Raw genomic sequence first — 18,810 nt, 5'->3', positions numbered from 1 at the left:
ACGCCTTTCACTCTTATCTATTAAAAAGTAATGATATGTTTTAATAACTTGTTAATTTATTGTACATTTTTTCACAAGACCCTCATATTAGGGATTTGCCTATTTGCCTCATAGAACTCCCTTACCCCTTGTAGCAATGCACTTTGTAGCGGTATTAAAATTGAAAAAGACACCCCAGCGAATTGGATTGTTTCCAATTGCTAGAGTGCCACTCAATTTATAGATATAAATTACAATAACGTTTCTTTGATATGCTGAATCAACGCGAGTTGCGACGGATGATAATCGCAATGAGGATCAATGTCTAAAAATGCAGTGCGACCTTCTTCATAAATTTCAAATGCACGAGCGATGTTAGCTGTTCGATTGCCTTGAAGTAGTTCAGGTGTTGAGACCTTCGTGTTAAACATCTTCTCTAAATCTAACACAGGCCCTATGAGAATGAGACCTGGGCCATCAACGTCACTGTCCTCTACTTGTGATGCAATCGTTGAGACATGACCTTTAATCACCTGTTCACGTTCATACGATGCTTGAAAAATAACATTCACTGGATAATCTATGTCAGTCTCTTGTTGAATGGTCGACATGATTTGTCCAATCCTTTTAATACCCATATAAATCGCTAAAGTGCCTTGCTGCATCATCGAAACGAAGCGCTCGGGCGTGTCGATAATTGCTTGACCAGTACAGTACGTCACGCTGTTCGACAAACGACGAGACGTCAGACCGATACTCAAGGTAGCGACTGCAGCACTCGCACTCGTAACTCCTGGTACTACCTCGTAATCGATGTTCTCTTGTTCAAGTGCTTCAACCTCTTCTTGTAGCCGTCCAAAGATCGCAGGATCGCCACCTTTCAATCTCACTACACATCCATGCTTCTCAGCACTGGCAATCAGTTGTTGATTGATTTCTTCTTGCTTCGTCGTAGGATGATAAGGAATCTTACCTACATTGATTAGCTGCGCATCAGGACGCGTCAACTGCAAGATAAATGGATTAACCAGACGATCATAAAGTACGACGTCAGCTTTATATAACAAGTGTTCCGCTCGACGTGTTAATAAGTTTGGGTCACCCGGTCCAGCACCCACGAGATACACTTTAGGTGCTACAGACATATATAGACATCTCCATTATCTACAGTCACCTCGTAAACTGACACACATCCTGTATCAGGTTCTTGGACTTCGCCTGTGTTTAAATCAATCTTCTGATCATGTAAGGGACAATAGACATACTCCCCGCTGACTGTACTTTCTGACAGTGGTCCTTGTTTGTGAGGACAAATATTGTTAATCGCATGAATTTCTCCAGATTCAGTTAAAAATAATCCTATCTCTAGATCTCCAACGATGACTTTCTTGCCGATTAAAGGTGTCAATTCAGATAGTTCTGCTACTTTAATTGGGGTCTTTGTACTCATCTTAAACACGCTCCACTTCAAATATCTTCTGTTTACGTTCGTCAGCCACAATATCTGACCAAGGTTCTTGCGCTACCGCTTCTTTCGCTTCCATAATACGTTCGAATAGCTCTTGTTGTTTCTCAGGGTCTAATACGACTTCTTTCACATGGTCTAAACCTAAACGATTCAACCACGGTGCCGTACGTTCTGCATAAATTCCTGTTTCACGATAATATTGCATCACTGCACCACAGAGACGGATGACTTCGTCTTCGGTTTCCACTGTTGTGAGATGTTGACCTTTGGCTACTTCAGTACCACCGTTACCACCGATATAAATTTGGAAACCATTTTCGACACCGATGACACCAAAGTCTTTCACACCAGATTCTACACAACTTCTTGGACAACCTGACACACCCATTTTAAACTTATGCGGCGTATCGATATATTCGAAAGTCTTCTCTAAACGAATACCGAGACGTGTTGTATATTGTGTACCGAAGCGACAGAACTCTTTACCGACACAACTTTTAACTGAACGGGTCTTCTTACCATAAGCAGAAGCTGAACGCATACCGAGTGCTTCCCACACGCGTGGCAATTCCTCTTTCTTCAAACCGTATAAGCCGATACGTTGTGAACCCGTCACCTTCACGAGTGGCACGTCGAATTGTTTCGCCACTTCACCTAAACGAATCAGCTGGTCTGCATCAGTCACGCCACCTCGCATTTGCGGAATAACTGAGAACGTACCATCGTTCTGAATGTTCGCGTGATAACGTTCGTTAGCGAAACGTGATTCCTGTTCATCTTGATGTTCATGCGGATAAACCATATTTAAGTAATAGTTCAATGCTGGACGACATTTCGGACAACCATGCTTGTCTTTAAAGTTAAGCACATGACGCACTTCTTTAGATGTCTTCAAGCCTTTCGCACGAATTTGCGTCACGATTTGGTTACGCGTTAAATCCGTACATGCACAAATACCTGTTGGTGCGGAACCTTGATATTTATCTCCTAAAGTATACTCGAGAATTTGAGCGATTTGCCCTTTACATTTACCACAAGAGTTACCTGCTTTGGTCGCTTTCGTTACTTCGCTCACTTGAGTGAGTCCCTTCTGCTTAATCGCATCGACGATTGTTCCTTTAGCAACACCGTTACATCCACAAATAATTTCATCGTCTGGCATGTCAGCGATGCTCGTTTCAGCCGTCTCACCTGGTTTTTGCAGTAACGATGTGAGTGTATAGCCCTCGATAGAGTCGTGCTTACGCATCATGCTGAATAAGCGGCTACCATCGTCAGTATCTCCATAGAGCACGGCACCGACCACTTGATCCTCTTCTAGGAAGATTTTTTTATACGTGTTATGGATACTATCAAAGACTTCCACGCCATGAATCGTTGGTGATTTTTTAATCACACCTGCACTGTAGAGATCGCACCCTGAGACTTTTAAAGAGGTAAAAGTCGTAGAGCCGTGATAACCTGATGTTTGACGACCTGTGAGCACGTCCGCTAGAACTTTACCTTGCTCATAAAGTGGTGCGACTAACCCGTATACTGTGCCACGATGTTCAGCACATTCACCTACTGCATAAATAGCTGGATCACTTGTTTGCATAAAGTCATCAACTACGATACCTCTATTGACATCTAAACCGCTTGCTTTAGCAATCTCAGTGTACGGACGAATACCGACAGCCATGACGACGAGATCTGTTTCAATCTCTCTACCATCAGCTAAGCGAATGCCTTCCACGTTATCTTCACCTAGAATTTCCTGCGTACTTGCTTGAAGTTCGAAGTGCATCCCTTGTGCTTCTAAATCTGCTTTAAGCAACTCGCCGCCTTTACGGTCAAGCTGCATTTCCATCAACCATTCAGCGAGATGAACCACTGTCACTTCCATACCTTGGTCCATGAGTCCTCTCGCACATTCTAAACCGAGCAGTCCTCCACCGATGACGACCGCTTTCTTATTATGTTGCGCAATCTCAATCATGCGCTCTGTATCTTCAATCGTCCGCCAGCCGATGACGTTCGGTAAGTCTGAGCCTGGGATAGGTAAGACAAAGGCTTTCGAACCTGTAGCAAAGATACATGTGTCATAGTCGACTTTGATACCTTGCTCTGTCGTTATGACCTTCTCTTGACGATTTAATTCCACTACTGGATCATTAGTTAAAATGCGAATTTGATGATCGCCATACCATTCGTATGGATTCATGATTGTATCTTCAACTGTCATCTTCTTCTGAAGAATGTTGGACAACATGATACGGTTGTAGTTTGGATAAGGTTCTTTACCTATTACCGTAATTTCATATCGTGTATCATCTCTACTCAATATTTCTTCTACTGTACGAATACCTGCCATACCATTACCAATGATTACTAACTTCTCTTTCATTGTAGAACCCCCACACATGGACGAACTTAGAGTGTGTCACGAGAGTTGATGACCCATGGTTTGTACTGTTGCTACAAATCGTATAAGACTTAGTCGTCGATTCGATCGTTGATTATCTCTTTTAAACGTTGGTCAAAGTTAATACTCGTCGTGTAATCAATTTGACAATCTAAATTCATCTGTTTAATTCTCTTCTTTGTCATGTTCACGAGGTAGCCATCATAGAAGAAAATCGGTAGAAAGAGCACACGCTTCTGCCCTTCAACAACTTCTTCTAAATAATCTTTATAGGAGATGGAGCCGTACAACGTGAGTACATGAATTGGTACTGGGAGTGTCAACTGCTCACGGAACGCACGTAATTCTTCTTCAGGTTTACGATATTTCGTACTACCATGCACATAAAGTATCACTGCATCGTAATCCGTATGCACTAATGCGTCCATCGCTTTGTCTTTCACGATATCAACCATTAACGGGTGATGTCCGAGCGGTTCACAAATCATAAATGAGACGTCGTCATATTGTTGTTTAAAATGTTGAACAATCGCCGGCATATCATCTAAAAAATGTGCACCTGAAAAGATCATAAATGGAATTATTCTGAAATCGCGTTCTCCACTTTGAATCAACTGCTCAATAACACGATACGGATTGCGTGTTTCACTTTCTAGAAAAACAACTTCATATTGATAGGTTTCATCTTCAAGCATCGTGTTGATAAACTGATGTAACTCTTGATTCAAAGTTCCTTTTCGCATGCCATGAACGACAATGATGTTCATCGTCATACCATGACCACTCCCTTCATTTTCATTATAGAATAGAATTAATTGAATTTGTGATATTTTTCACATACAAGTAAAAATATAGGGAATCCCCTTATACAAGATAGACGAGAAAAGCTCACTTTCACCCCGTTATCTTGTACTCAGAGAGGATTCCTCACGTGATTTAAGGTCTCTTTAAATATTGACTGTCAAAGGCCTCAGGAATGAGTTCTTTATACATGAGTATCCCTAGGTCACCATCATCATTCTCATGTTCTTTAAAGACTTGATAACCTCGACGTTTGTAAATATCTAGCAACCATGGATGTAAACGACCTGACGTGCCCAGTACGACTGCTGGTACCTTGAGCGTGTCACGTAGGAATGTTTCTTCAACGTACTTCAACAGTTTGCTACCTAAGCCACGACCTTCAAACTCTGGTCTGGTCGCGAACCACCAGACGAAAGGATACGTTGCTACGCTCGGGCGATCTTCCCAAAGATAGCGGACTGAGATTGTGGAGATGATTTGTTCCTCGTCTTCTAAGACAAACATCGTTGTCGTCTTCATATTATTGCGTACCATTTCTTCGTCTGCGTTTACAGACGGCCAGTCAATTCCAAGTTCGCGCAGGGGTGTGAAAGCTTCGTGCATGATGTGGTAGAGCTCTTTCACGTCTTCTTCCGTCGCGACTCTGATGTTTAAGTTCGACATTGTGCCACCTCTTCCTCGTCATATTTGTGTGAGTCTGTTGATAGAACTTAACGCTACTTTATGATTTCAGATGCTGTGAGTCAACGCATTTGATTGGGGGAGCAGGATAGAAATTGAAAATTTCGTCATCCTGCCCCCGCAAAGAGAACTAGGATTCATAAGAGTGTAAGCCCTTATGAATCCAGATCTCTACTGCGCAAGTGTTACTTATAAATCGAACACTTATGATAAGCCTATATTCAACTTAGTAAAATTTCTCGCTTGGACAGAAATTGGATATTTCGTCCTCCTGTTCCCCGCAAAGAAAGCTAGACTTCATGAGAGTGTTAAACCTTATGAAGTCAGACAACTACTGTGTAATTGATATTTATAAATCAAACACTTATGATGAATGTGCATTAAGCTAATGTAATAGGTCTCTTTTTAATTATTTCAATACTAGATGGTTGAGAAAAATAGTAATTAAAGCGAATAATAAGTATTTTTCAATGTAGACTCGACACGTTTGAGGGAACTAGACCACAACGCAAATCCATTTCTCGAGCTAGAATAGCGAGAGAAATTAGTTGAGTGTGGTCCCCTAAACAAGGGAGAGGCAAAACATTGAAAAATAAAATAGATTTAATTATTTTCTAACTAAAAATACGACCATGCAGTTGCACAGCCGTATTGAGTCATCATATGCTTCTATTTTTCAAAAGCATCGCGTCGCCCGTTCACATAAGCATAAACTAAGCCGACGAAGATACCGCCACCTATGTAGTTACCGATAAACGCAAAGACAATATTTTTCAATACATGTAACCAGTTAGCACCATCAAAGTTATAGAACAACATACCTGCGTATAAACCTGCGTTGAAGACAACGTGTTCGTAACCCATAAACACGAAGACCACTACACCACAGGCAATAAAGAACGCTTTAGATAAACCGTCTTTAAATAACATTGATACATAGATACCAATATTAATAAAGAAGTTACAGAAGATCCCTTTGACTAATATCGCATACCAAGTCGACTCCACTGTCTTTGTTGAAACCGTCTTAGTCAACGCAGTAATCATCTCTGGTGTCATCACATGAGTGAAGCGCATCAATCCAAATAAGATGAGTCCGCCGACAATGTTAAATAAGAAACAGTAGAAGACGATGTATATAATCTTGCGCATCGTAATCGCTCGATAATAATACCCCACTGTCACATACATAAAGTTACTCGTCAGTAATTCCGAGTTCGTTAAGACGATGAGCACGAGCGCTAAACTGAACGAAATTGCCCCAAGAATATTGATCAGCCCTACTGGTGTCCCCGCAAATTGCGTCTTGATGGCTAACATAAAGACCGTCACAATCGCGAGTAAGAATCCAGACATCATCGCTTTCACTGCGTAACGTCCTGGCGTCTTTGTGATCATCACATCTTTCATTTGAGATTGATGCATGGCACTTTCAGCTATCGCCCTTGATGTGTAGGTGTCATTCACAGTCTTGTTGTTTTTCATAATATTCCCCCTCAAATTCTTCATATATAAACACTATTGTATAGAATTTAAGCCACGATGGGAATGTTTATTTTATGTAAAATGTAAATGTCAGAGCGCTAGACCCTTTCTTGTAGATATAAAAATAAGTCGACGCTCGAGATAGATTAGGATAGTACTGTCCCTGACCTATTCCATCTCAGAGGTCGACTTCAATTAAGTACATGATTAAGATATCATTGTGTACTTAGATTACTTTTTAAATTTAGAGAAAAGACGTAAACCGTATGCGAAAAGCCCATATCCTGCTAACGTACGAACAGTCCATTTGAGGAATGGTTTCCCATCAAGTTTACATGTCACAAGTGTTGGTATGAGTGTACTTAGCACGTAAAGCACTAAGACTTTGATGTAACGTTTAGTCAAGCCCTTCACCTCTTTTCACACCCATTATACACCGTTTTCAAGTGAGAACCTATATCATTTAATAAACAATTTCGACTAATTTATGAAGATGGGTTGCGTAACAATGTTTCTAGATTATCGAATGTACTATTCATGCCTGCTTCAAGATCCATATCTACCATCTGTTGAACCATTTCAGCGTTCGGCAATTCAGATGTCGCAACGAGTTCCGTCACTCCTTGGCCGATATCGTTGAGCTGTACCGTATTGTACATTCCTGGTACTTCTTTATTGATGTTGCCATTCTCATCTGCGAAATAGTCTTCATACGCAATATAAGTAGGCTGATCAAATTCTTGATATTTTGTCACGGTGTAACTCTTTCCTTGAGGTGTTTCAATTGAGAAGAAACCTTCACCACCTTCTTGAACTTCGAATCGATACACTTTCGTCGTACCATTTTCTGGATGGAACCATTGTTCAAATAAATCCTTGTTTGTATAAGCTTTGAAGATATCTTCAGGGCTTGCATTGAAATTTCTTTTAAAAATAATTTTATTACGATCTACTTCGATACCCACGGCGATGTCCTCCTTGTATATATAATTTTGTAAAATGTGATCTTATTTATTTAAGAATTCTTAAGTCTATTCGTTGTTTTCCCGTTTTGTGGTAAATCAGACATAAGGAGTGGAAAGAAATAGTGAGATTTTTTGCGGAGGAATTTATTGTGAGTGCAGAAGCCTGGATAAGATAAATAAATTATAGTAACTCGTTCAATAATCCTACGTGAATTATAATATAAATTATGTTTATAATTTACAATCATCTGTGGATAGAGTATACTTTAGTCAAGATCAATAACGTAGATGTTAGTCATACCGACTAATAGACACTTTATTGATTAACATCATCAACTTGCTTAAAGTTGGGTAGATATTTTTTGTCGTTTAAATCAACAATTTGATTACTAAGCCAATGCATGCAATAAGGAAAATTCCAAATTGCAACATAGTTTCAATTGTAATCATGTTGGCTTTTCCTTTCTAAAGAATAAGGTTGATGCTTTCATAAGCCTCACTCTCCTCTATAATAAGATGACTTAATATCTATCCAACTTGCTTTATGAATAAATGAAGCTCAATAGCTAAGTTGAAAAAGGCACAAGTGCGGGAACACCTGTGCCAAATAAGCCCTTTCGAAAGACGGTAGCATTAGATACATTTTAGTAACCATCCTAACACTAAAGTTAGGATGGTTATTTTTTATTGCTTAAATTAATTAATAAGATGACTAATCTAAAGTATTTTAAATTAGCTCACCTTATTAAAATCATATTCTTTTCAAATGTAATACAAATATACATAATGATTTACATATAACTCATAACAGGGTATACTTTAATTAAAGAAAGGCACAAGTGCAGTAACACCTGTGCCAAGTAAGCCCGTTCGAAAGACGGTAGCGTTAAAATTTGTTAGTAACTATCCTAACACTAAAGTTGGGATGGTTATTTTTTATTGTTTAAATCAATAATCTTGATTACTAAGCCAATGCATGCAATAAGGAAAATTCCAAATTGCAACATGGTTTCAACAGTAATCATAAGGCTTATCCTTTCTAAAGTGTAAAGTTGATGCTTGCATAGGCATCGACCTCCTTTATATTTGGATTAGCCACCATCTATCCAACTTGCTTACCTCTTAATTATATTCAATCCATAAGGTCCAGGAAAGTTTTAAGCCACGTTTTTACTCACATTTTTTACTGCTCACGAAGCTTATTACAGAAGATGAAAATCTGTCAGCCTTCTCTGTTTAATATAAAATATTTACTCACTTTGCTATCTTTTATCATAAGATAATTGACGAATTAAAAAATAACTACTATCTTATAATTAAAGATAGTTGTCGAAAGGAAATATTATGTCAGTTTCAAAACATATGATGAAGGGGCTGTTAGATGGCGCATTATTAGGTTTAATTTCTCAAGGTGAAACATACGGCTATGAAATTCTTGATAATCTAAAGGCGCATCAGTTTCCTGAAATCAATTTCGGAAGTATTTATCCTGTTCTGTTGAGATTGGATAAGAAAGGTTACGTTTCAACTGTTAGTAAAAAATCAGACAATGGCGGCCCCATAAGAAAATATTATTCAATTACGGAGTCAGGAATGCAGGAGCTCGCACAATTTAAACATCAATGGAAACAACTCAACCAAGGAATGAATAATTTAATGGAAGGAGTCGATGATATTGAATAAACGTGCCGAAGACTTTCTAACCAAACTTAAGTTAGAACTGATATTTCGAGAACGTGAAGAAGATGAAATTAATGCGGTGGACGAAGAATTACGCGACCATTTCGCCACTGCCGAAAAGAATGGTGAGAATGTTGACGATCTCATCCAACAACCTGTGAAATCGTATGCAGACCGCTTCGCTAAAGAAATGCGTTTATCTAAAGGTATTTATAGATTTGCTTTTTCACTATTGATATTTTTTCTTGCTTTAACCATTATACCGAGCATGTTTGATGCACATTTTCAACTTAGTTTGATATTTCTATTTAAGATTGGTTTCTTCGTACTCAGTTTCATCTTATCTCTTTATGTGTTGAAATTCTTACTTATGCATTATTTAGATTCCAAGGGCGCTTACATTGGTAGCGCAATATGGTTTATGTTTTTATTTCTTTGTTATTTAGGTGTGAACTATCTCGTTAAGCATCATCCACTTGCTGTGTTATGGCAACCTACTACACGCACGAGTATTATTCTAGGTCTCATTTGTTGGGTAGCGTGTACTATATATTTCATAGGTGTTAAACACAAACTTTCTGCCATTGCATTAGCAATTATCTGTGCGCCGTCTATTATTGGCATGCTTGCTACAGGTAAAAATTATGGATCACATTATACAATGATTTCACTCATCTTGATTTTAATAGGCTGGTTCCTATTCTCCGTCATTAGTGGTTGGATCACTTTTAGAAAAAGAAAAGAATAATTCGATATAACAAAGAGGAACGATGGTTAAACAATGCCATCGTTCCTCTTAATATTTACATAATTATTCTTGAACTTCGAACTCTACACTAAGTTCAAATTGTACATTTTTACCTAAAAGTAAGCCACCTGTTTCAAGTTGTTGGTTAAAAGTAATGCCGTATTTATCGCGATCAAGCGTACCATTAATAACAAAACCAGCTGTTTGCGCGTCATTCATTGGGTTCTTGCTAATACCTTCGTAATGAAGATCGAACGTTTCCTCCTGTGTCTCACCTTTCAATGTCACGTCGCCTATTACTTTATCTTCTGATACTTCTTTAATCTCGAAAGTCATTTCTGGATATTGCTCTGCGTCGAAGAAGTCACTACTTAATAAGTGATTGTCACGGTCTTTAATGCGTGTGTCGATAGAATTAATTTGAATTGTGAACTGACCTTTCAACGTACTTAAATCGTTAAGATCACCTTGAATATCTGCATCGAAGTCATTGAAGCGACCTTTCACGTTGGCTATTGCTAAGTGCTTGATAGAAAATTCAACATTAGAATGGGCTGGGTCAAATTTAAATTGAGTCATTAGAACTCCTCCTCGTTTTATATCTTTGAGATATATTTATTATATCTAATACTCATTTTATATCAAAGAAGATGCTCACGTTGTTACTGTATTCTTCCCTACTCACGAATGACTTAAAACTTCGACTTCCAGTTATTCTATTTCACTTCGCTTGCATTATTCCCCCAAAATTAAAAACACCAACTTCCATACTCGAGTGCGATGATTAATTTCTCATCAGCACGCCCTGTATAGAAATTGGTGCTTTGCCATCTATTTATCTTTATTTTTTAAGGCTTTATCGATTTTAGTTTTATAATTCTCATATTTATACGGGTCTTCAAGTTTCTCACCATTAATATAAACAGTAGGTGCTTGTTTGACCTTATGTTTCTTATAGCGTTCTTGATCTTTCTCGGCATCTTTCCAAGCTTGACTATCTTTCGTCTTATACGCTTTCTTGATTTGTGATTTCTTATCTTCATCAAGATTAAGTTTATCAATTTCTGCATCTAACCGCTTCTCCGTTAACCATGCTTTCTCATCTTTCGGTTGTTGTTCAAAGAGTTGATGGAGAAATTGTAAATGTTTCTCGGGTGCAATGCGTTTAACCGCATGTTCAGCGCGAGAACCGACGATTGAATCTTTACCGAGAAACGCCATGTTTACGAATTGGTATTCAACATTTTTATTATGCAGATAGTCTTTCTTTAATTTGGGCATGACGTTTTGATCTACCTTTTTACAATAAGGACATTTAAGGTCTGCATATTCGACAATCGTCACTTTCCCTTTCTGATAATGCGAAGAATGACTCTCTTTGTCTTGTTGTGAATTACAACTCACCAGTATCAATGTACTTATGACGAGAAGTATTAAACCTATCCCTTTCTTCATTACTTCACCTGATTTCTGTTAATCTGCGTCATCACTATCCAAGTTCTCTTCTTTATAGCTTTCTTCATGATTATGCATATAACCTTTGACGTTAAAGTGCTCTTGATAATGAGCTTTCTTGCCTTTAATTTCGTAAGCATAATAGTGCACTTCATCATCGTCACGCAATGGCTTGTATGCGATCACAACGTATTTCCCCTTTTCGTAGACGTAAATATTCGCTTTGTTCTTATCGAACTTCTTATCTACGTCACCTTTCTCACTCTTCGCTAGCTTATGTTGGTAAGCCTGTTGTTTATCTACTGCTTTATCGATGCTGCTCGTATATTTACTGCTGCTACAACTTGCTAAGATGAGTGTTGCAGCTGCTATAGTGAATACCAATCTCTTCAAACTTATCTCTCCTATTTCTGTTATACCTTGTATAGTAATGATAAGTGATAACTGTGTTTTTCGCCAATAGTTTTCTACTTTCCTGACGCTTTTTCACATCTAGTTAAAATACTATTACTTAAATTTAATATTTAAATTATCTTTACCGAGAGTAAAAATAAAATTAACACTTTTATTATATAATAAGGTGTAATGTTCTCTCGGATTTGATAGACTACTTTTGTACTACTCTATTTTACGAAAAATACGAATGAGAAACATGGGGGATTGAAATGAAATTTGTACAGTTATCAGAAGATGAATTTTCGACTTACATGGAAGACCATTTTTCGCATTATACACAAAGTTTAGCTAACTATCGATATTTAACTCATCAGCACGGTAATGCTCACCTGCTTGGCGTTAAGAACGACAACGGTCAAGTCATTGCTGCTGGTTTATTCTCAGAAGCCCGTGCTTTGAAATTCTATAAATATTTCTACAGTCAACGTGGTCCTGTCATGGACTATACAAATATTGAACTTGTTGATTTCTATTTCCGTTCACTTACAGATTATTTGAAGAAACATAACTGCCTTTATGTACGTGTGTATCCTTATATATTAGAGAATCTACATACAGCGGATGGTGAGATTATTAAAAGTTACGATCGTCGGATGCTTATACGCACTTTAGAACAACTTGGTTATCGTCATCAAGGATATACGCGTGGCTATTCTAAAATCAGCCAAATTCGCTGGCTTTCAGTGTTAGATTTACAAGATAAATCAGAGAAACAACTTTTAAAAGAAATGGACTATCAAACACGTCGAAATATCAAAAAGACAGATCAAATGGGTGTGCAAATTCGCACATTATCAATAGACGAAACGCCGAAATTTTACGAACTGATGAAAATGGCTGAAGAGAAGCATGGATTTACGTTCCGCGACGAAGCGTATTATCGCAATCTTCAACGTGTGTACGAAGGCCAAATTCTACTACAACTCGCCTATATCAATCTAGAGGATTACGTACAAAAGCTCGACGTGAAATTGCAACAACTTCAAGCACAGTATAAAGATGTGCAAAAGCAATTGGAAGAAAGCCCAAATTCTAAAAAACAGAAGACGAAAGCCACACAATTAGAACAACAAATTCAAAGTACAAAGCGTAAGATTGATGAAACGAAACAACGTATTGAGACGGATGGTACTGAGCTCAACCTTGCTTCCGCGGTCTACATATATAATGACCACGAAATGTACTATCTCTCTAGCGGTTCAAATCCTGCATACAACCGCTATATGGGTGCTTATGCATTACAATGGGAAATGATTAAGTTTGCGAAAGCCCACGGAATCGATCGTTACAACTTCTACGGTGTGACAGGCGATTTCTCAGAAGATGCAGAAGACTATGGCGTGCAACAGTTCAAGAAAGGCTTTAATGCCCAAGTCGAAGAATATGTCGGTGATTTCATTAAAGTTGTGAAACCAGGTGTTTACCGGTTAGGTCAATTAGCACGTCAAATATAATAATGAACTTCAAATTTGGTTTTAAATAAAGTGCCCCCTCAATGAAAACTCACGCATTCATTGAGGGGGCACTTCTAGTTAATCTCTCTATATGTTGAACAACGGAGCCTAATTAAATTCGCTTCACTCGAAAGGACACAGCGCCATATTCAAGTTCTTCCGCTTGGCTATAAATTTGATAAATTTCCGCTAGTTTCTGGGAAAGTTGATAATCTTCCGGAACTCCTATTTCTTCATTATCATAATACTTCAGCAACTCTTGAAAGGAATCGAACTGTACACGCTCTAGTACTTCTACTTTAAAAGATTGATCTGCATTCTCTAAATTTGTGAATTGAATGGTATCTCCATTTTGCACAGCTTGGCGTTTCTCATCATTTAATCTTATTTCGACTGTTTTCGTTCCTGCAAGCATCAATTGAAAGGGTTTGTCGTATAATCTCATCTTATGTTCCATCGTGGCCCTCCATAAATGATTATTTCAACTTCATTATAGCAAGTTTCTTATTCTGACGGATAGCACTTTTATCCTACTGCGTCTTAGCTCGATTCTGAGCAGCATCGCGATCTGCTTGTTTCTTGCCTTTTAACATAAACACAGAAAGGAAACTAATAATTGAGATAATCACCGCAAACACGAAGGCGCCATGATAACCACTGAGCAAGGCATCATGTTGAATCTGAGCCGCCATCGCTTTCTTATCTAAACCTTTGTAATCACTCATCGTCGGTTTGAATTGTTGCGCGACGTGAGACATAATCGTGATGAGCACGGCCGTACCGATTGAAGCAGAAATTTGTTGAACCGTATTCGTCATGGAAGAACCATGAGCGTTGAGTTCAGGCTTGAGTTGGTTCATCGTATGTGTCATGAGTGGCATCAAGCCTAATGCAAGTCCAATCATTCGGATGGCGTAAACTGTAGCGAGTACGACGACTGAACTATCGCCGTCCATAAAGACGAAGTAAGATGTTGTGATAATGACAATTAACATCCCTACTAGTCCGAGGACTTTCGCTCCGAATTTCTCGAATAGGATACCGCCAACGATGGACATGACGCCCATGACGAGTGCGCCTGGTAACAGTATGAGTCCTGATTCCAGAGCAGGTTTACCCATAATATTCTGCACGAACATCGGTAAAATGGTTTCAGAACCAATCATGGAAATCATCGTAAAGGCCATGATCGTGAGCCCTACAGCAAATTGTTTATTCGCAAACACACTAAAGTTTAATAGCGGTGTCTCGAGTTTCGTCTGACGATAGATAAATAGGATGACCAAGATGAGTCCACCAATGACTGTCGTGAGTACGATAGGATCATCCCAACCGTCACGTGAAATGGAACTTGTACCGTAAAGTAATCCACCAAAGCCAAAGACGGAAAGAACAATCGATAAAATATCGATAGGCACTTTGCGGTTCGTACCTACATTTTTAACAAACTTAAGCGCTAATAAGAACGTAATCGCTGCAATTGGTGCCACCACGTGGAAGAGCGAACGCCAATTGAAGTACTCTACGAGATAGCCAGAAAGCGTTGGTCCTATCGCAGGTGCGAGCATGATAACGAGACCAAATATCCCCATATATTTCCCACGCTCATGTGGTTCGAAAATATCAAGCATCGTCGTCATCATCAATGGCATCATGATTCCAGAACCAAGCGCTTGAACGATTCGCGCAACTAATAGAACAGTGAACGTCGAACTAAATCCAGCGATGATCGTACCGACAAAGAAGATGCCTATCGCTACGAGAAAGACTTGTCGCGTCGTATAGCGTTGAATGATCATTGCAGATAGTGGAATCACGACTCCGTTTGCGAGTAAAAATGCGGTGGTAAGCCATTGAACCTGCGTATATTCAATGTTAAATGTACGCATGACGCTAGGTAGCGCCGTCGTTAATAGCGTCTCGTTGAGTAGTCCAAAGAACCCGCCGAGTAACATGATGAGAATCATGGTCAGTTTGGCTTTTAAAGACATGGGCTGTCCTCCTTTTTCATATGTAGAAAGTCATTTGAGTCATATCAACGCATTATACAGATTTCCTACAACAAATACACTCAATTTGTTCTAAAATGTATAAAATAGAGCGATACTTCATGATGCGTCTCCTTCTTTAATGGGTATCCGAGCTCCTCAACTGCCTAAATGACAGCGTCGAAAGCGTCTACTCCTCAGAAGTCACGTTCTCACAAGTATCGCCCTACATTTATCTAATTATAGATAATATTTATCTTGTACTTTTAACTCGTCGTCTAATTCATAAATAAGTGGCTTACCAGTCTTAATTTCGTAACCGACAATGTCTTCGTCTGAAACGTCTTCAAGATACTTAATCAAAGCGCGAAGTGAATTCCCATGTGCTGACACAAGAACCGTCTTATCGTCAAGCAATTGTTGGGATATTTGGTCGCTCCAATAAGGAATTACTCGCTCAAGTGTATCTTTCAGACTTTCGGATTCTGGCATCACGCGTCGATCTAAGTGTTCATAACGACGGTCGTTGAGATAATCATTGCGTTGTTCTTCACTTTGTTCAGGTGGAGCCGTATCATATGAACGACGCCATTCATGTACTTGATCTTCGCCGAATTCTTTACGCGCATCATCTTTGTTAAGACCTTGAAGACCTCCATAATGACGCTCGTTCAAACGCCAACTTTTCTCAACAGGAAGGAAGAGTTGATCAGATTCTGCAAGTAAGTGGTACGTCGTATTAATCGCACGTTTCAAGAGTGACGTGAACACGTAGTCAATTTCGATTCCTTGTTCTTTCAATTTACGTCCTGACTCAATTGCTTCCTCGCGCCCTTGGTCTGAGAGGTCAACGTCTGCCCAACCTGTGAAGAGGTTCTTCGCATTCCAATCACTTTGTCCATGTCTACATAATATGAGTTTTGGCATATTAATCCTTCTTTCTTTATTTAAAATGAATGATACTCTTCATTAAATTTATTACATGATGATACTCATACGTCATCTTAGTTACCTTACTGTTAAATTTACCCGTTATATTGATAACTTTAACAGTCATTGTTAATACTTTGAAATAATTGTATTTGGATATTTATATTTCTGGCATACATTTTAATTTCCATGTAACCCATGTCATCATTTGAGCTGTTATAGTAAAACGTGTTGGTGAGAACAACTCACATTTAAGAAATTGAATCATTAAGCAAGTCGAGCAAGACATTCAACTCTATAGATTTCGCAAATCATAATAGGAGGATATTTATTATGAAAAAGTTATTACTCGCTTCATTCGCAACTTTATCTATCACTGCAGCTGGTGTAGGTGCAGTATCTGAAGGCCAAACAGCTGATGCAGCTGAAACGACACAACAATCCACAGATTCAGTTTACAATGAATTTATCAATAACGGAGGCACGAAAGCCCTTTGGGATAATGTAGTTATGCCTGAATCTGGCGGCGATCCTAATGCAGTGAATGAGTTAGGTTATCGAGGATTAGGTCAAACGAAGGAATCTTGGGGCACTGGCTCTGTAGCTGAACAAACGCAAGGCATGGTGCAATACGCTAAAGAACGTTATGGTTCAATCGATCAAGCTATTGAATTCCGTCAATCTCACGGTTGGTGGTAATACTATAAATAAAGAACGAAAGCCCAACTCGAACGCGGCTTTCGTTTTTTTATGTGTATATTGAGTTGCTTTTATAAAAGATAGATTCGTCATTTTCCCCACCACAAAGGTTACCAAATTACTCTTGAATATTATTAGGTTCAGGATGCACATAGACGTAAGAGACGCCACGTTCATGCATGTGTTGCTCTACTTCGTCACAGATGTGATGCGCCGCTTCAAGCGATAATTTAGCTTCCACGATTATCGTCACGTCAACGAACACGCTGCTTCCGTAATAGCGTCCTTTAATATTTTCCACATCTAGTACATCAGGAACCTCGAGCACGTAACTTTTATAAAACTCTAAATCCCGTTCATTGAAACCGTCACTTAAAGCAAAGATGGATTCGCGTAAAATATCAAAACCTGTATAAACGATGAGTAAACCAAGCAATAACGCAATAATCGTATCGACAATAGGAAGGCCAAATTGTGTGAAAATGAGTCCTACCGCAGTACCAATACTGACTAACGCATCGGATAAATTATCTTTCGATGCTGATTTAAGAGAGCTACTTTGCGTTTTTTGTGCTAAACGATGATTAAAGTAAAAGACAGCCAGCATGACAAGACCACCGATGATACTGACATAAATCGTCATTAAATTAGGGGTGTGTTGTTCTCCTGTCCAAAGTCTCGGCGTATTCTCAATCAGGACTTGGACGCCGACAAACATAATGATAAATGAGACTAAGAGCGTGGAGATGTTCTCAGATTTCAAATGACCATAAGGGTGATTCTGATCAGGTGGTTTAATTGAGATTTTAAGTCCAATCAAGACTGCTAAGGAGACGAGGATATCGGTCATATTATTTAAACCGTCTGCTCGAACGGCTGCAGAATGATAGATAAATCCTGTGCCATACTTCAATGCAGCTAGTATAATATAAACGACTAAACTTAAATAAGCTCCACGTTGAGCGGCTTTCAAATTCATGCTTTCGCCCATGGTTCACACCCACCTTAAAGTTGATTAGGACTCTATTATGACGCATGCTTTGATCGCTTACAACGATTTTTATTGGAAAATTATTTAATATAAAACGTTAAAAAATTTTATTAGCCTCTCCTAAAAGATTTATCCTCTCCTGCACTTGATATCATAACGTCTTCGTAACTATGCACACCCATCTTTGCATCGTCTCATCTTAACGATCGCGTAAAATATACTTCGATAAAATAAATGTCACAGGAATCGTAATAATCAAACCTGCGAATGGCGCGATAACGGAATTGATATGAAAGAAGCGTACGAAAATGAATAACAACAATGTTTGCATCCCGACATTCACTAACTGCGTAATCGGAAATTGTAGAAATTTCCGCAAGGTAGGCTGAACCTTGTACACGAAATAACAATTGAGATAATACGAAATGATGAGTGCGACGATAAACCCAGTGATGTGACTGACTAAGTACTGTACATTTAACACTTTCAGTAACAATAAATACACTACATAATAATTGAAAGTATTAATTCCACCCACGATAACAAATTTGATAATTTCTAAATGTAATTGATTGAGTTTCATTGAACTATAACCTCATTGACTAAATTGTGTTCATAGCAGT

Annotated in this window: 22 protein-coding genes; 4 read left to right on the top strand and 18 right to left on the bottom strand. The window is 38.7% G+C overall.

Features of this window, described 5'->3' with window-relative positions:
* Nucleotides 1-230: 230 nt before the first annotated feature.
* The 10 genes from cobA to HMPREF2802_RS12375 form a co-directional block, all read right to left on the bottom strand.
* The gene (cobA, locus tag HMPREF2802_RS09095; RefSeq protein ID WP_070503846.1) at nucleotides 231-1,124 is read right to left on the bottom strand and encodes a uroporphyrinogen-III C-methyltransferase; all 894 of its coding nucleotides are present in this window, start codon (nucleotides 1,122-1,124) and stop codon (nucleotides 231-233) included.
* Nucleotides 1,115-1,429: a nitrite reductase small subunit NirD gene (gene nirD / locus HMPREF2802_RS09090; RefSeq protein ID WP_070503844.1), complete on the bottom strand. Its 315-nt coding sequence runs from the start codon at nucleotides 1,427-1,429 to the stop codon at nucleotides 1,115-1,117. The genes cobA and nirD overlap by 10 nt, the downstream gene beginning before the upstream one ends.
* 1 nt (nucleotide 1,430) lies before the next feature.
* On the bottom strand, nucleotides 1,431-3,833 hold the full coding sequence (gene nirB, locus HMPREF2802_RS09085) for a nitrite reductase large subunit NirB (protein WP_070503841.1): 2,403 nt from the start codon (nucleotides 3,831-3,833) through the stop codon (nucleotides 1,431-1,433).
* Between the two features lie 89 nt (nucleotides 3,834-3,922).
* The gene (locus HMPREF2802_RS09080; RefSeq protein WP_070503838.1) at nucleotides 3,923-4,624 is read right to left on the bottom strand and encodes a sirohydrochlorin chelatase; all 702 of its coding nucleotides are present in this window, start codon (nucleotides 4,622-4,624) and stop codon (nucleotides 3,923-3,925) included.
* A gap of 163 nt (nucleotides 4,625-4,787) precedes the next feature.
* Nucleotides 4,788-5,318: a GNAT family N-acetyltransferase gene (locus HMPREF2802_RS09075; RefSeq protein WP_070503834.1), complete on the bottom strand. Its 531-nt coding sequence runs from the start codon at nucleotides 5,316-5,318 to the stop codon at nucleotides 4,788-4,790.
* Nucleotides 5,319-6,005: 687 nt separating this feature from the next.
* A complete protein-coding gene (locus HMPREF2802_RS09065) occupies nucleotides 6,006-6,824 on the bottom strand; it encodes a formate/nitrite transporter family protein (protein WP_070503950.1) in 819 nt (272 codons plus the stop codon).
* A gap of 228 nt (nucleotides 6,825-7,052) precedes the next feature.
* Nucleotides 7,053-7,235, bottom strand: coding sequence for a hypothetical protein (locus HMPREF2802_RS12175; RefSeq protein ID WP_308409853.1), 183 nt, complete (start codon nucleotides 7,233-7,235; stop codon nucleotides 7,053-7,055).
* A gap of 71 nt (nucleotides 7,236-7,306) precedes the next feature.
* Nucleotides 7,307-7,786, bottom strand: coding sequence for an SRPBCC family protein (locus tag HMPREF2802_RS09060; RefSeq protein WP_070503829.1), 480 nt, complete (start codon nucleotides 7,784-7,786; stop codon nucleotides 7,307-7,309).
* A 369-nt stretch (nucleotides 7,787-8,155) separates the two neighbouring features.
* Nucleotides 8,156-8,236: a putative holin-like toxin gene (locus tag HMPREF2802_RS12380; RefSeq protein ID WP_219716237.1), complete on the bottom strand. Its 81-nt coding sequence runs from the start codon at nucleotides 8,234-8,236 to the stop codon at nucleotides 8,156-8,158.
* 479 nt (nucleotides 8,237-8,715) lie between these two features.
* Nucleotides 8,716-8,820 carry a putative holin-like toxin gene (locus HMPREF2802_RS12375; RefSeq protein ID WP_371091356.1) on the bottom strand — a complete coding sequence of 35 codons (105 nt, stop codon included), beginning with the start codon at nucleotides 8,818-8,820 and terminating at the stop codon, nucleotides 8,716-8,718.
* Between the two features lie 310 nt (nucleotides 8,821-9,130).
* Between HMPREF2802_RS12375 and HMPREF2802_RS09055 the strand changes: the two genes are divergently transcribed.
* Nucleotides 9,131-9,469: a PadR family transcriptional regulator gene (locus HMPREF2802_RS09055; protein WP_070503827.1), complete on the top strand. Its 339-nt coding sequence runs from the start codon at nucleotides 9,131-9,133 to the stop codon at nucleotides 9,467-9,469.
* Nucleotides 9,462-10,214 (top strand): hypothetical protein, encoded by a 753-nt coding sequence (locus tag HMPREF2802_RS09050; protein ID WP_070503825.1) that lies wholly within the window; start codon nucleotides 9,462-9,464, stop codon nucleotides 10,212-10,214. Before HMPREF2802_RS09055 ends, HMPREF2802_RS09050 begins: the two co-directional genes overlap by 8 nt.
* Nucleotides 10,215-10,277: 63 nt before the next feature.
* Here the strand turns inward: HMPREF2802_RS09050 and HMPREF2802_RS09045 are convergent, their stop codons facing one another.
* The 3 genes from HMPREF2802_RS09045 to HMPREF2802_RS09035 all read right to left on the bottom strand — a co-directional run bounded on the left by HMPREF2802_RS09045 (nucleotide 10,278) and on the right by HMPREF2802_RS09035 (nucleotide 12,062).
* Nucleotides 10,278-10,793, bottom strand: coding sequence for a YceI family protein (locus HMPREF2802_RS09045; RefSeq protein ID WP_070503822.1), 516 nt, complete (start codon nucleotides 10,791-10,793; stop codon nucleotides 10,278-10,280).
* Nucleotides 10,794-11,045: 252 nt separating this feature from the next.
* Complete coding sequence (locus HMPREF2802_RS09040) at nucleotides 11,046-11,669, bottom strand: DsbA family protein (RefSeq protein WP_070503819.1); 624 nt, start codon at nucleotides 11,667-11,669, stop codon at nucleotides 11,046-11,048.
* Between the two features lie 18 nt (nucleotides 11,670-11,687).
* On the bottom strand, nucleotides 11,688-12,062 hold the full coding sequence (locus HMPREF2802_RS09035) for a cystatin-like fold lipoprotein (RefSeq protein ID WP_049407873.1): 375 nt from the start codon (nucleotides 12,060-12,062) through the stop codon (nucleotides 11,688-11,690).
* Between the two features lie 272 nt (nucleotides 12,063-12,334).
* Between HMPREF2802_RS09035 and HMPREF2802_RS09030 the strand changes: the two genes are divergently transcribed.
* Complete coding sequence (locus tag HMPREF2802_RS09030; RefSeq protein WP_070503816.1) at nucleotides 12,335-13,579, top strand: aminoacyltransferase; 1,245 nt, start codon at nucleotides 12,335-12,337, stop codon at nucleotides 13,577-13,579.
* A gap of 112 nt (nucleotides 13,580-13,691) precedes the next feature.
* On the opposite strand, the gene HMPREF2802_RS09025 is transcribed toward HMPREF2802_RS09030, so the two are convergent.
* The 3 genes from HMPREF2802_RS09025 to HMPREF2802_RS09015 form a co-directional block, all read right to left on the bottom strand.
* Complete coding sequence (locus tag HMPREF2802_RS09025; RefSeq protein WP_070503813.1) at nucleotides 13,692-14,036, bottom strand: ASCH domain-containing protein; 345 nt, start codon at nucleotides 14,034-14,036, stop codon at nucleotides 13,692-13,694.
* A gap of 73 nt (nucleotides 14,037-14,109) precedes the next feature.
* Nucleotides 14,110-15,570, bottom strand: coding sequence for an MDR family MFS transporter (locus tag HMPREF2802_RS09020; protein WP_070503810.1), 1,461 nt, complete (start codon nucleotides 15,568-15,570; stop codon nucleotides 14,110-14,112).
* A 237-nt stretch (nucleotides 15,571-15,807) separates the two neighbouring features.
* On the bottom strand, nucleotides 15,808-16,494 hold the full coding sequence (locus HMPREF2802_RS09015; protein WP_070503807.1) for a 2,3-diphosphoglycerate-dependent phosphoglycerate mutase: 687 nt from the start codon (nucleotides 16,492-16,494) through the stop codon (nucleotides 15,808-15,810).
* Between the two features lie 336 nt (nucleotides 16,495-16,830).
* Here HMPREF2802_RS09015 and HMPREF2802_RS09010 point away from each other — a divergent pair, with 336 nt between their 5' ends.
* Nucleotides 16,831-17,196 (top strand): aggregation-promoting factor C-terminal-like domain-containing protein, encoded by a 366-nt coding sequence (locus tag HMPREF2802_RS09010; RefSeq protein ID WP_070503804.1) that lies wholly within the window; start codon nucleotides 16,831-16,833, stop codon nucleotides 17,194-17,196.
* A 118-nt stretch (nucleotides 17,197-17,314) separates the two neighbouring features.
* On the opposite strand, the gene HMPREF2802_RS09005 is transcribed toward HMPREF2802_RS09010, so the two are convergent.
* Both HMPREF2802_RS09005 and HMPREF2802_RS09000 read right to left on the bottom strand, forming a co-directional pair.
* Nucleotides 17,315-18,187, bottom strand: a complete 873-nt coding sequence (locus tag HMPREF2802_RS09005; protein WP_049409790.1) for a cation diffusion facilitator family transporter — start codon at nucleotides 18,185-18,187, stop codon at nucleotides 17,315-17,317.
* 199 nt (nucleotides 18,188-18,386) lie between these two features.
* Nucleotides 18,387-18,770: a GtrA family protein gene (locus tag HMPREF2802_RS09000; RefSeq protein ID WP_002471385.1), complete on the bottom strand. Its 384-nt coding sequence runs from the start codon at nucleotides 18,768-18,770 to the stop codon at nucleotides 18,387-18,389.
* Between the last annotated feature and the right edge of the window lie 40 nt (nucleotides 18,771-18,810).

Source organism: Staphylococcus sp. HMSC071G07, assembly GCF_001811435.1.
Classification (GTDB): Bacteria; Bacillota; Bacilli; order Staphylococcales; family Staphylococcaceae; genus Staphylococcus; species Staphylococcus pettenkoferi.
Note: the sequence above shows the minus strand (reverse complement) of the source record. Positions and strands in the feature narration are given on the sequence as shown.

Bases quoted from the DNA above. Each gene is read 5' to 3' on its own strand.
- HMPREF2802_RS09075 (WP_070503834.1), bottom strand. From the start codon at position 5,318: ATGTCGAACTTAAACATCAGAGTCGCGACGGAAGAAGACGTGAAAGAG.
- HMPREF2802_RS09010 (WP_070503804.1), top strand. From the start codon at position 16,831: ATGAAAAAGTTATTACTCGCTTCATTCGCAACTTTATCTATCACTGCA.
- HMPREF2802_RS09000 (WP_002471385.1), bottom strand. From the start codon at position 18,770: ATGAAACTCAATCAATTACATTTAGAAATTATCAAATTTGTTATCGTG.
- nirD (WP_070503844.1), bottom strand. From the start codon at position 1,429: ATGAGTACAAAGACCCCAATTAAAGTAGCAGAACTATCTGAATTGACA.
- HMPREF2802_RS12380 (WP_219716237.1), bottom strand. From the start codon at position 8,236: ATGATTACAATTGAAACTATGTTGCAATTTGGAATTTTCCTTATTGCA.
- cobA (WP_070503846.1), bottom strand. From the start codon at position 1,124: ATGTCTGTAGCACCTAAAGTGTATCTCGTGGGTGCTGGACCGGGTGAC.
- HMPREF2802_RS09025 (WP_070503813.1), bottom strand. From the start codon at position 14,036: ATGGAACATAAGATGAGATTATACGACAAACCCTTTCAATTGATGCTT.
- HMPREF2802_RS09030 (WP_070503816.1), top strand. From the start codon at position 12,335: ATGAAATTTGTACAGTTATCAGAAGATGAATTTTCGACTTACATGGAA.
- nirB (WP_070503841.1), bottom strand. From the start codon at position 3,833: ATGAAAGAGAAGTTAGTAATCATTGGTAATGGTATGGCAGGTATTCGT.
- HMPREF2802_RS09055 (WP_070503827.1), top strand. From the start codon at position 9,131: ATGTCAGTTTCAAAACATATGATGAAGGGGCTGTTAGATGGCGCATTA.
- HMPREF2802_RS09045 (WP_070503822.1), bottom strand. From the start codon at position 10,793: ATGACTCAATTTAAATTTGACCCAGCCCATTCTAATGTTGAATTTTCT.
- HMPREF2802_RS09040 (WP_070503819.1), bottom strand. From the start codon at position 11,669: ATGAAGAAAGGGATAGGTTTAATACTTCTCGTCATAAGTACATTGATA.
- HMPREF2802_RS09005 (WP_049409790.1), bottom strand. From the start codon at position 18,187: ATGGGCGAAAGCATGAATTTGAAAGCCGCTCAACGTGGAGCTTATTTA.
- HMPREF2802_RS09020 (WP_070503810.1), bottom strand. From the start codon at position 15,570: ATGTCTTTAAAAGCCAAACTGACCATGATTCTCATCATGTTACTCGGC.
- HMPREF2802_RS09080 (WP_070503838.1), bottom strand. From the start codon at position 4,624: ATGACGATGAACATCATTGTCGTTCATGGCATGCGAAAAGGAACTTTG.
- HMPREF2802_RS09015 (WP_070503807.1), bottom strand. From the start codon at position 16,494: ATGCCAAAACTCATATTATGTAGACATGGACAAAGTGATTGGAATGCG.